We start from the raw sequence: 12237 nt of genomic DNA, 5'->3' as shown, positions 1-12237 counted from the left end.
CGTTGCAGCAGGCGGCTGTGGGCGCGCAGCAGCGCCGCATGGAAGCGGCAGCTGCGCAAGAGGCCGGCCGTGCCGGGCTCGCCCAGGCGGAGCGCAAGCTGGCCGAGAGCGAGGCCGCAGCGGCTGCCTTGCAGGGCCGCTGGACCGCGGAACTGCCGGGCATCGCTCAGGAGGAGGCCAAGGCCCTCTATCAGGCGATGCAGGAGCGCGATGCGCGCGCCGAAGACATCAAGGAACGTCTGAATAAAAGCGTGACATTCCTTGAGGAAAAAGATCAGATCATTCAATCGCTTCAGCAGAAGCTGGTGGAATTGGACAAACAACTGATCCAGTGGCAAACGCAGTGGCAGGGCAATAACAAACTGCTCGCCGAGAAAGAAGAACGCTTGCGCCAGTGGGTTGGGCAGCAGCGGGTAGAAGACCTGATTGCTGCGGCTCAGGCTCGTCTGGATGGACTGCGGAAAGAAGCTGCGGAGTCGGCACAACGCTTCAAAGAAGCGGATCATCTGAAGCAGGAATCAGCCAAGAAAGATGTCATGGCTCAGCAGGCTGCCGCCTCGGCAACAGAGCATCTGCAACAGGCACAGGAACGGTGGAATCAATTGCTGGAACAATCCCCGTTCGACTCGGATGATGCCGTTGTGTCCGCGGCGATACCTTCCCAGGAAGCGGAACGACTGGCGGGCGAGATCCAGCAGCACCGTGAACGTGAGCGTGAATTGGCATCCCAATTGCGTGAACTGGAACAAAAGCTGGGTGGTGCAGTTGTATCGGAGGAGCAGTGGTTAGCCTGCACTGAACGTTTGCAGCAGGTCCGGGCTCAGGATGAGACTGCCCTACGTGCGAAAGCACGTGCAGAACGTGATCTGGAGGATGTGGAGCAGCGACATGTTCGCTGGACCGAACTGGAGAACAAGAGGTTGGAGGTCAGCCGTCAAGGCGAACTGCTCAGCAAACTTCAATCCGCATTCAGAGGTAATGCATTTGTTGAATATATTGCAGAGGAACAACTGATGCAGGTCAGTCATGCGGCATCTCAGCGTCTGCGCTTCCTGACTAAACAACGTTATTCACTGGAGGTGGATTCCGGTGGTGGTTTTGTGATCTGTGATGATGCCAACGGAGGAGTCAAACGACCGGTATCGACGTTATCCGGTGGCGAGACGTTTTTGACTTCGTTGTCACTGGCCTTGGCACTGTCGGCCCAGATTCAGCTGCGAGGTCAGTACCCACTTCAATTCTTCTTCCTGGATGAAGGGTTTGGTACCCTTGATCCTGAACTGTTGGATACCGTCATTACATCTTTGGAAAAGTTGCATGACGACCGATTGGCTGTTGGTGTAATCAGTCACGTGCCTGAACTGCGTGCACGCTTGCCGCGCAAACTTGTGGTAATTCCGGCAGGGGAGGCCGGAAACGGCTCACGTGTGGTCTTGGAGACTCTGTAGAGGGCAAATGTGTAAGCAATATAGAACATAGAAGCGCCTCTAATAGTCCAAGCAAAATGAATAATAGGGGTTGTTCAAAAAGTCCGCTTTTGATTACGAATGGTGCCTAGCGGCATCATCAACATCGAATATGGAATTCAGCCGAAATAAGCGTCTTTTTGATACTGAAAACCGCCTTTTTTAAACACGCACTATTACGGAATATTATTTTTGTAAAAATATTTCTTTTCTTGCTTTTATAATATAGCGGAGTGAGTTACATCACAGATACAGGTTCATCCCGCTGTTATACTACAGTTAAGCCGACAAACTTGTTTTAAGTACCCCGGCGGACATCTGATCAGGACGTTTCCTGAATAGATGTCCGCGCAGCAGCCTTCCAAGGAAGCCGCTCACGGGGTGCTTCTTTTTTTTGTGTTTTCTCGTCAGTAGTGTCAATTCGCCCAGTTCTGAATACCATGAAAAGGTGATCAAGAGCAGAATCAGGGAGGCGTTGGCAAGTGGAAAAAGTGGAAGCGAAGAAAATATGCAAGGAACACATGCACCGTTATGTATGTGTACAGATGAATGACGGTATGCACTACGATGGCATTATGGAAAATGTGGATGACGAAATGATCTACCTGGCTGTTCCCGTTGGACCGGAAGCCATGGTGAATCATGCGAACTGGGCTCCAAATGCAATGCCTGGAGGGAACTATCCGATAGGTCATACTCGCGGATTTTATCCAGGTTACGGCTACCCTACGCCTTATCCGTATTATGGTTATGGCCGTAGACGTTTTAACCGACTGGTGCTCCCGTTATTTGCGCTTACAGCGTTAACCCTTTTACCGTACTATTGAAATTAGAAAAAACATTCATAACTGCAAGTGAAACATTCTTATGTACCCTATGGGCATCCTATGAAAATCTTGAAAATATCAAGCTGAGGATGGATGTTTCATTCATGGTACCGTACAGCAAGAGATAGAGAGGTCTTATCACATACGGAGTCTCAGCCTGATGTATCGCAACAGTCATTGCAATACAACTGGCAACATACGAACATCCAAAAGGTCATGCCTGTGCAGAAGCGAACTTCTGTAAGGTATGACCTTTTGGAACCTAATTAGTATAAGATCGACGACAAACCAGCATGGACTTCAAAATGCCCTCAACTTAATGCAAATTTCAAATCCTCAAGTAAATCCTCCACATCCTCGATCCCAACGGAGATCCGAATCAAACCATCCGTGATCCCCAATTCTTGCCGACGTTCATAGGGAATGGAAGCATGTGTCATTCGGGCAGGTACAGATATTAGACTTTCCACCGCGCCCAGACTTTCAGCCAACGTGAAATAACGGACTTTGCTTAACACATCATCCACTTTTTGAGCACTACCTACATCAAAGGAAACCATACCGCCATATCCTCTTGCTTGTATGGAAGCGAGTTTGTGCTGCGGATGGTCGGGCAACCCGGGATAATAGACTTTGCTCACTGTCGGGTGCTGATTCAAAAATGTCACAAGCTGCTCTGTATTGCGTTCTTGCGCTTCCATGCGCAATCCCAAAGTTTTCAGACCGCGCATTAGTAGCCAGGAATCCATAGGTCCCAGGACTGCGCCGATTGCATTTTGGATAAAATGCAGATCTTCCCCAAGTTGCTCGCTGTTGACAACCGCAAGTCCTGCCACGACATCACTATGCCCACCGATATATTTCGTTGCAGAATGCAGTACAATATCTGCCCCCAGAGCCAGCGGAGTTTGCCAATAAGGCGTACTAAACGTGTTGTCCACAATGAATAACAATTCATGTTGCTTTGACCATTTCGCTACAGCAGCAATATCAGTGACCTTGAGTAACGGATTAGTAGGTGTTTCTACATAAATGGCCTTTGTATTGGATTGCAAAGCCTGCTCCAGTGCTTGTAGTGAGGTAGTATCTACAAAGGTAGACTCGATCCCCAGACGATTCAGCACCTTGGTGAAAATGCGATAAGTCCCGCCATATACGTCATCCGTCAGTATGACGTGATCTCCAGTTTCCAGCAGAGACAGTACAGCGTGAATTGCAGCCATCCCCGAACTAAAAGCAAACCCTCGAACGCCATCCTCCAGCTCTTTAATGACTTCTTCCAACGCATGACGGGTAGGGTTACCTGTTCGTGAATATTCGTATCCTTTGTGTACGCCAACCGATTCCTGCTCATACGTGCTTACTTGATAGATCGGTACACTCACTGCTCCAGTGTGTGGATCACCAACAATACCTGCATGAATCAACTTGGTTTTTGGTCTCATTTCATTGTCCTCCATTATAGATATTTTGGCTTAAATACCGTTCGCTGCTATCCGGGAAAATAACGACGATGTTACTTCCGGGAGCTGCGTGAACAGCTTCGTTTAATGCGGCTTGCATAGCTGCACCTGAGGAACTTCCTACCAGTAAGCCTTCCAACAAGGCTAGATCCTTAACACGTTCAAAGGCATCTTCATCTGAGATCGTATGAATGGCATCAAAATAATTCACATCCATAAAAGGAGATAACGTTTCGACTCCTATTCCTTCTGTACGATGAGGTCCGGAGGGACCTCCTGCGAGAATCGAACCTTCGGGTTCTACGATACATGTTTTGATTAACGGATTTTGCTCCTTCAAATAGCGAGATACTCCCATGAAAGTTCCGCCAGACCCAGCTCCGGCGATATATACATCCACCTGCCCGTTCAGATCATGCCAAATCTCAGGGCCCAGATGTTCATAATGTGCGAGTGGATTATCCGCATTGGAGAACTGACCTGGAATATACGAATCCGGTATTTCTTTGGCCAGCGATTCCGCCTTGCGTATGGCACCGGTGATTCCTTCGGATGTGGGTGTGTTCACGACCGTAGCTCCAAGGGCTTTCATCAACTGCTGCTTCTCAACGCTGAACTTCTGAGGTACGGTGAAAATGACCTTTAAATTCAGGCCTACAGCCGCCATTGCAAGACCAATTCCTGTGTTGCCTGCGGTAGCTTCGATCACCGTTCCACCTGGCTTAACATCTCCTCGTGCCAAGGCCTTCTCCAATAAAAACTTGCCGCTCCGGTCTTTCACACTTCCTCCGGGATTCATGAATTCCAGCTTGGCGAATAGGCGGATTCCTTCCTGTAATGGATAACGGGTTAATTCAAGCAGAGGTGTATTACCTATAAGTTCCTGTACATGTTGATAAACGGTCAAATTAACCAATCTCCTTTTTGGAGTTTATTAACTATACATATTGGTTTACTTGGGAAAGGTGCGTGTTAAAATCATATTTCGATAAAATGGTCTGTAATACATACCTCTATATATGACTGATTATGATGAATTCCTAATTGTTGTCTCATCACCTGCAATCTATTGAAATAGATCACTGAAAGGCAGGGGAATGGAGAGTTGACCTGGAATGCCTGGTTGTGTGTCTAGAGATTGGACGTGGGTTTTTACTTCTAGTATGATAGAAGGGAATACATACACTGGAATACAAAGGAGGGTATGAACTATGGATTGCTTATTTTGCAAAATTGTAGAGGGCACCATTCCCTCCAATAAAGTACTGGAGAACGACCATGTTATCGTTTTTCATGACATCCAGCCCGCTGCACCGACACATGTTCTTGTCATTCCGAAGAAACATATTGCTTCCATGAATGAAGTTACTGCAGAAGATCTGCCATTGATCGGCGAGATTCATCTGGCTGCTCAAGAAGCGGCGAAGCGTCTTGGCGTGGAGGAAACAGGATATCGTTTGATCAACAATTGTGGTAAGGATGGAGAACAAACCGTTCATCATCTGCATTACCATTTGTTGGGTGGTACCAGACTTGGCGTGTTGACAAGTCTGTCCGATTCTCACAAATAAACGAGCTAATGGGTACTAATATTGAGGATTTAGTCATATGCATTAAATCCACGAATGTGTGACCAAATGCTTATATAATGAATTCATTTCATAATACCTTTGAGTTTTAAAATGGATTCAAATAAGTGATCATTACATTGAGGTTGACACCTTTATTATCTTTCGCCTATAATGTAAGATGATGAACCGTGTTATTGCTCTTGGACGGTCTGGTCGGAGGGAGGGAAAACTGGTGTCTGAAACTAAAGTTCGCAAAAACGAGACTATTGATGCTGCACTTCGTCGTTTTAAACGCTCCATCGCTAAAGATGGCGTATTGGCTGAGGTGAAGAAACGTAAGCATTATGAGAAGCCAAGCGTAAAGCGCAAGAAAAAGTCCGAGGCTGCTCGTAAGAGAAAGTTTTAGGAGGATTTTAATTACATGAATCTTAGCGAACGATTGAACGAAGATATGAAGCAAGCGATGAAGAGTAAGGACAAGTTCAGACTCTCCAACATTCGGTTGATTCGTTCGACGATCAAGAATCTTGAAATAGATTTGAAAAGAGATTTGGATGACAACGAAGTGCTTGATATCCTGAGTCGTGAAATCAAACAGCGCAAAGATGCCCTCCAAGAATTTGACAAAGCGGGCCGTGAAGATCTCGCGGCAAATGCAAAAGCGGAAATTGAAGTACTCATCCAGTACCTTCCCACACAGCTTACCGAAGAAGAAATTAAAGTTATTGTACAGCAGACCATCCAGGAAACCGGTGCTTCTTCGAAAGCCGAGATGGGGAAAGTCATGGCGGCCCTTATGCCAAAAGTTAAAGGCAAAGCGGACGGCAAACTGGTAAATCAAGCAGTTCAACAATTTCTGCAATAAAGCAAATCAATAAACACCTTCTGACTTGTCAGGAGGTGTTTTTTCCATTTATCAGAAAGCATGATGTCCTTGGGATGACGAAATTTCTTTTTAATGGTTAATATATATTATTATGGATTTTTATTCTTGCAATTGATCGAGTTTTCAAATATAATTTTAAGATTTTGAAACGAAATGTTGCATTGCACGTAATAAATACCATAAGCTGGACAGTATAACATTAATGGAAAAGGGGGGACTATTGTGAAGGGAAAGCGCCGGAAGAAGCTTACGGGGCCATTGATGCTCTTAATGCTGCTGACGCTGTTGCTTCCTGTCTGGATTGGATCACCGTCAGCGCATGCAGCTGAGAAGAGTGGTGCCGTATATATTATTCCGGTTGATAAACCAATCGAGCAGGGACTTGGCAAGTTCATGGAACGCGGGTTCAAGCAAGCAGAAGAGATGAATGCTGGCCTGATCGTTCTTGATATCAATACGCCGGGAGGCCGTGTCGACACTGCAGAAGCATTGGGTACCCTGATCAAGGACAGTCCGATTGAGACTGTTGCATTTGTTCGTGGAGATGCTGCTTCAGCCGGGAGTTTTCTGGCTCTGAATGCAGATAAGATCGTAATGTCACCAGGCAGTATGATTGGTGCGGCAGCAATGGTGGACAGTACGGGTAAACATGTTGAGGATCCAAAGCTTGTTGCGTTCTGGAAAAGCAAAATGCAGGGAGCAGCTGAGATCAGTGGTCGTGATGGCAAGATTGCAGCTGGAATGACGGATGTTAACATGGTTGTTGAAATGCCAGAGATTAATAAAACCAAGCAAAAAGGTGAAATTATTGCTCTCTCGGCTGAAGAAGCGCTGAAAGTTGGTTATGCCGACCACATCAGCAACACACCGGAAGAAGCGGCAACGTGGCTCGGTTACAGCCAGGATGATGTATTTAAGGTAGAACGGACGACAGCAGAGAATATCTCATCCTTTCTTACGAATCCGGTTGTCATGACCATATTGTTGTTCCTCGGAATCGCAGGTGTGGCCATTGAATTGATCGTTCCTGGGTTCGGAGTACCTGGTATTGTTGGTATTGTATGTTTTGTCCTGTATTTCTCAGGAAATTACGTTGCCGGTTTTGCAGGAGCAGAGACGTGGGTATTGTTCACTGTTGGACTCATCTTGATGATTCTGGAGATGTTCATACCAAGCATGGGTATTTTGGGCATTCTGGGATCAATTGCGCTTGTTGCAGGTGTTGTGAGGGCTGCTTATGATACGAGTGACGCATTCGTTTCCCTGGGTATCGCTTTCGGAGCAGCATTGGTAGTGATTGCGATTATTGCAGTACTGTTTAAAGATAGAGGGATATGGAATCGATTCATTTTGAGTGACAGTCTGTCAGCTGAGCGTGGATACTCATCCGCTACCGAGCGTAAAGAGTTGATTGGACTACAAGGCATCAGTCTTACACCGCTTCGACCTTCTGGAACAGCGATGTTTGAGGGTGAGCGAATTGATGTTGTATCGGATGGAGACTTTATTCCCATTGATACCCCGATTATTGTGATTAAAGCGGAAGGCACCCGGATTGTGGTTCAGCAAGCATTACCGGTGTAACCCGCTCTGTTGTCGAAGCGGATTAACGTTTCGGCAATGTACATAACCACTTCGCTGAAGCTGCCAGCGAGGTGGTGCATTCTTTATTTTAGCAGCGGATTCATGAATGACTGTTGAAGTATTTATCAAATTTGAATTGCAAATGGAGGAAATTTTACTATGGAACCAACTATGATTACGGTTTTGCTCATTGCGGTAGTTGCGATTATCGTACTGAGCGTATTTTTCAGCTTTTTCCCGGTCATGCTCTGGATCTCAGCTATTGCATCCGGTGTCCGTGTTAGTATCATTACACTGGTAGCCATGAGACTTAGACGTGTAACACCTAGCAGGATCGTAAATCCTCTGATTAAAGCAAGAAAAGCGGGCCTTGAATTAACCATGAACCAACTGGAAAGTCACTTTCTGGCGGGTGGTAATGTTGACCGTGTTGTAAACGCTCTGATTGCTGCTCAGCGTGCAAACATTCCACTTGAATTCGAACGTGCTGCTGCGATTGACCTTGCTGGTCGTGACGTATTACAGGCGGTCCAAATGAGTGTTAACCCGCGTGTTATCGAAACGCCTGTTGTATCTGCGGTGGCAAAAGATGGTATTGAAGTTAAAGTTCGAGCAAGAATTACAGTTCGTGCGAATATTGACCGACTCGTCGGCGGTGCCGGTGAAGAGACGATCATTGCCCGTGTCGGTGAAGGGATCGTAAGTACCAACGGTTCAGCAGAAACGCATAAAGTGGTGTTGGAAAATCCGGATCTGATCTCTCGTACAGTCCTGTCCAAAGGACTGGATTCTGGAACTGCCTTTGAGATACTGTCCATTGATATTGCGGACGTGGATATTGGTAAAAATATTGGTGCATTCCTGCAAACCGAGCAGGCAGAAGCTGACAAGCGAATTGCTCAGGCGAAAGCAGAAGAGCGTCGTGCAATGGCTGTAGCCCAAGAACAAGAGATGAAAGCGCGCGTTGTGGAAATGAGAGCGCGTGTTGTTGAGTCTGAATCCGCAGTACCACTTGCAATGGCAGAGGCTTTACGTAGTGGGAAAATTGGTGTTATGGATTACATGAATCTCAAAAATATTGAAGCGGATACTCAGATGCGCAACACATTAGGAAAACCTGGTGAAGGTTCGAATTCCAACGATCAGGGTGATTCCAAAAACGGAAGATAGGCGGTGAGTGCATATGGGCCTATTTGAATGGATTTTTAATAATCTGTATATTGTGGCCGTCATCGGTTTTGCACTCTTCTCCTTCTTGGGGAAAGCTGCCAAATCGGCTGATCCGAACAAAAAGCGTCCTGCCAACGGGATGCCTACATTTGGAGGCAGTGGTGATTCAGGCCGGGATGAACGTTCAAGAGACAATTCATCTCCGCAGCAGTCTTCCGGACCTGCAGACCCCCGCTATGATGAACAGTATGACGATCGGTATGATGACGTGCAATATAAGAATCAGTATGATGAGCCGTATTCAGAGCCTGCTGCATCTTCTCGCCCCGAAACTGACTACAGAAGTGAGGGCACGATGAGTGCCATGGAGAATTCACTTGAGGCACAGATGAGAGGTATGGAAGAACAGCAGCGCTTGATTCAAGAGAGATTAAATCGCTTCTCTTCTGCGAATAAACCTGTTGTGTCTGATTCCAGTTGGGATATACCCAGCACGGGTGAATCGGGAGTGTCTCCACTTCGTTCTGAAGATGTCCGCACAGGTGTATTATGGGCAGAAGTACTGGGTCCCCCCCGTTCCAAGCAGCCGTTTGGTACAAGAGGGAAACTGTAGTAAGTTATGCTGTTGGACGGGAATAGAGCCGTCTCTGGTGAGCCAAAAGCCGCCAGAGACGGCTTTTTCTGTGTTCTTCACTTTTTTCTCAACATTCCTACCTAACACGCTCCGGAATTTTCATAAATTCATGAATCTGCGCATAAGTTGAACTGTAGAGGAAGGGGGAAGACCTTCGAATGACCCGGATCAGCCGCAAGCTGCGCAGATGGACCAGTGAAGTGTTGGATCTGCCGCAGGATGTGCTTTATGATATGCCACGGTTAACCCTGATCGGCAGTAAGCAACTGTATATAGAGAATCATCGCGGTGTCATCCATTTCACGCCGGATCGTATCGTGTTGGCTCTTTCCCAAGGCCAGTTAGAGATCAAAGGAACTGCCTTGGTGATACGTAATATTTTGCCGGATGAAGTAGCTGTTGAAGGAACGATTCTGGATATTCATATGAATGGAGTGGAGGGGAACGGATGAAGCAGCCCAGTCTGTATAAACTGCGGGGAGCAGTCCGAATCACGGTCACTGGGGGAGACATTGAAACATTAATTAACACGGTGGCAGAGCAGGGACTGGAAGTTTGGAACCTGCGTGCTCACGATGGACGCGTGGCAGAGATGAACATTCTGCTGCCGCATTTTTTCAGGTTGCGTCCTGTGTTGAAACGGACAGGCTGCAGGGTGAAAGTAACCCATCGCAGCGGTTTCCCCTTTTTTGCGGCCCGTTTATTGCGGAGGAAGTTCTTTCTTGGGGGGATGCTGTTTTTTGTGGTAGCTTTGTTTGCGTTGTCGTCCATGGTATGGGATGTGGAGGTCAAGGGTAACGTCACCATTCCCACCGACGAGGTGCTCGCAGCAGCGAAGAAAGAGGGCATATATCCTTTCCAATGGGGGTTCCGTCTGGAAAGCCAAGACAAGCTCTCCAGGCAGCTTGCACTCGCTCTGCCGGATGTAACCTGGATTGGCGTCAGCAAAGAGGGGACAACCATTACCATTCAGGTCGTAGAATCTGCCCAACCAAAGCGCGAACCATTACTGAACCCTAGACATCTGATTAGCAAGTCAGATGCTGTTGTCACTCAAATCTATGCGGAGCAGGGACGCCCTGTAGTTCAGAAGGACATGCGTGTCAAAAAGGGTCAGGTATTGATCTCGGGGATTCTCGGGGATGAGGAGAACACCAAAACCATCGTTGCCAAAGGTGAAGTTCGTGGTCTGGTGTGGCGTGAGTATCAGGTAGAGGTTCCACTGGTGCAAAAACATAATACAATGACAGGTGAGAGCAAAGAACGTTTTTACATGGTGCTGGGGAATTGGGCGATCCAACTGTGGGGGTACGGTAGTACACCGTTCAGTTCATTTGATACCGAGAGTAATCACAGACCATTGACGTGGCGATCCTTCACACTCCCGATGGGTTGGCTGACAGAGAAAGATCTGGAGACCCGAGAGCATGAGGAACAGCAGACGATAGAATGGGCCAGAACGAAAGGATTGGAAGGAGCAAGGAACGACATTATCGCCAAAAACGGTAAAGGAACGAAAATTATAAGTGAAAAAATTTTGCATGAGAAGAAAGAGAATGGTAAAGTTTATATGAAAGTCTTATTTGAAGTAGAAGAAAGCATTGCGGAGGAACTTCCGCTAGTCCATAGTCAAGGAGAATGAGGATATTTGTCAGAGCAAACACGCAGCATACAAATCTCGCTCCAGAGTGCGGGAGAGGGTCAGTCTCTTTTTGGACCCCAAGATACTTTTCTTAAACTGATTGAATCCGAGATTCCTGCCCAGATTGCATCCCGTGAAGCGGAGATTGTGATTTTCGGCAACGCAAAGCAAGTGGAATCGCTTGAACAATTATTTGATGTGTTACTGCAATTGATACGCAACGGATATGTGTTAACTGAAAGAGATGTGAAGTATGCGATTGAACTTGCCAAGGATATGCGGGCAGACCAGCTATTGGATCTGTTCAAGGGCGAGATTACGACGACATACCGAGGTAAACCAATCCGTGTTAAAACCATTGGACAGAAGCACTATGTAACTACAATTAAAAAACGTGATATTGTATTTGGCATTGGTCCTGCCGGTACGGGTAAAACCTACCTTGCTGTTGTACTGGCTGTTGCTGCAATTAAAGAAGGCAGCGTCAAACGCATTGTACTCACACGGCCTGCTGTTGAAGCGGGAGAGAGTCTTGGGTTTTTGCCAGGTGATCTTCAGGAGAAGGTAGACCCGTATCTGAGACCACTGTACGATGCCCTGTATGACGTTATGGGACAGGAACAGACCGCTAAGGCACTGGAGCGAGGGTTGATCGAAATCGCGCCACTCGCCTATATGCGGGGGCGTACGCTGGATGACTCCTTCATCATTCTGGATGAAGCACAGAATACAACGCCGGAACAGATGAAGATGTTTCTAACCCGTCTTGGTTTTGGCTCCAAAATGGTCATCACCGGAGATGTGACACAGATTGATTTACCGCGTGGTAAGAAATCCGGACTTGTGGAAGCGAATACGATCTTGAACGAAGTTAACGAGATTGGATTTGTCTATTTTGCCGAGCAAGATGTTGTCCGGCATTCCCTTGTCCAGAAAATTATCGTGGCTTACAACCACGCCGCAGAAAATCAAGCATAGAAAGGGATTGTCTAAA

The 12237-nt window shown here is 47.0% G+C and carries 13 protein-coding genes; 11 read left to right on the top strand and 2 right to left on the bottom strand.

What is annotated here, in order from left to right; translation table 11 throughout:
- On the top strand, nt 1–1448 hold a 1448-nt coding region (locus tag IFU39_RS32990; protein ID WP_274599278.1), incomplete at its 5' end, for an SbcC/MukB-like Walker B domain-containing protein.
- Nucleotides 1449–1948: 500 nt separating this feature from the next.
- The gene (locus tag IFU39_RS19020; RefSeq protein ID WP_105599735.1) at nt 1949–2293 is read left to right on the top strand and encodes a hypothetical protein; all 345 of its coding nucleotides are present in this window, start codon (nt 1949–1951) and stop codon (nt 2291–2293) included.
- 311 nt (nt 2294–2604) lie between these two features.
- Here the strand turns inward: IFU39_RS19020 and IFU39_RS19015 are convergent, their stop codons facing one another.
- Nucleotides 2605–3738, bottom strand: a complete 1134-nt coding sequence (locus IFU39_RS19015) for a bifunctional cystathionine gamma-lyase/homocysteine desulfhydrase (protein ID WP_192134213.1) — start codon at nt 3736–3738, stop codon at nt 2605–2607.
- A gap of 1 nt (nt 3739) precedes the next feature.
- Complete coding sequence (locus IFU39_RS19010; protein WP_192134211.1) at nt 3740–4663, bottom strand: PLP-dependent cysteine synthase family protein; 924 nt, start codon at nt 4661–4663, stop codon at nt 3740–3742.
- A gap of 304 nt (nt 4664–4967) precedes the next feature.
- Here IFU39_RS19010 and IFU39_RS19005 point away from each other — a divergent pair, with 304 nt between their 5' ends.
- From IFU39_RS19005 to IFU39_RS18965, 9 genes are all read left to right on the top strand, one after another.
- The gene (locus tag IFU39_RS19005; protein ID WP_017687236.1) at nt 4968–5327 is read left to right on the top strand and encodes a histidine triad nucleotide-binding protein; all 360 of its coding nucleotides are present in this window, start codon (nt 4968–4970) and stop codon (nt 5325–5327) included.
- A 232-nt stretch (nt 5328–5559) separates the two neighbouring features.
- On the top strand, nt 5560–5733 hold the full coding sequence (rpsU, locus tag IFU39_RS19000) for a 30S ribosomal protein S21 (RefSeq protein WP_005547957.1): 174 nt from the start codon (nt 5560–5562) through the stop codon (nt 5731–5733).
- 15 nt (nt 5734–5748) lie between these two features.
- The gene (locus tag IFU39_RS18995) at nt 5749–6192 is read left to right on the top strand and encodes a GatB/YqeY domain-containing protein (protein ID WP_017687237.1); all 444 of its coding nucleotides are present in this window, start codon (nt 5749–5751) and stop codon (nt 6190–6192) included.
- Between the two features lie 282 nt (nt 6193–6474).
- Nucleotides 6475–7797: an NfeD family protein gene (locus IFU39_RS18990; RefSeq protein WP_091014395.1), complete on the top strand. Its 1323-nt coding sequence runs from the start codon at nt 6475–6477 to the stop codon at nt 7795–7797.
- A gap of 159 nt (nt 7798–7956) precedes the next feature.
- Nucleotides 7957–8967 (top strand): flotillin-like protein FloA, encoded by a 1011-nt coding sequence (floA, locus tag IFU39_RS18985; RefSeq protein ID WP_091013981.1) that lies wholly within the window; start codon nt 7957–7959, stop codon nt 8965–8967.
- Between the two features lie 13 nt (nt 8968–8980).
- Nucleotides 8981–9580 (top strand): hypothetical protein, encoded by a 600-nt coding sequence (locus IFU39_RS18980; RefSeq protein ID WP_091013984.1) that lies wholly within the window; start codon nt 8981–8983, stop codon nt 9578–9580.
- Nucleotides 9581–9759: 179 nt separating this feature from the next.
- Nucleotides 9760–10053, top strand: coding sequence for a sporulation protein YqfC (yqfC, locus tag IFU39_RS18975; protein ID WP_017687241.1), 294 nt, complete (start codon nt 9760–9762; stop codon nt 10051–10053).
- Nucleotides 10050–11243: a sporulation protein YqfD gene (gene yqfD, locus IFU39_RS18970; protein ID WP_091013986.1), complete on the top strand. Its 1194-nt coding sequence runs from the start codon at nt 10050–10052 to the stop codon at nt 11241–11243. The genes yqfC and yqfD overlap by 4 nt, the downstream gene beginning before the upstream one ends.
- 6 nt (nt 11244–11249) lie before the next feature.
- Nucleotides 11250–12221 (top strand): PhoH family protein, encoded by a 972-nt coding sequence (locus IFU39_RS18965; protein WP_192134209.1) that lies wholly within the window; start codon nt 11250–11252, stop codon nt 12219–12221.
- Nucleotides 12222–12237 lie beyond the last annotated feature (16 nt).

It is taken from the genome of Paenibacillus sp. CFBP 13594, from assembly GCF_014842675.1.
Taxonomy (GTDB): domain Bacteria; phylum Bacillota; class Bacilli; order Paenibacillales; family Paenibacillaceae; genus Paenibacillus; species Paenibacillus amylolyticus_B.
The sequence above is the reverse complement of the archived record's forward strand: the minus strand, read 5'-3'. Positions and strand labels throughout refer to the sequence as shown.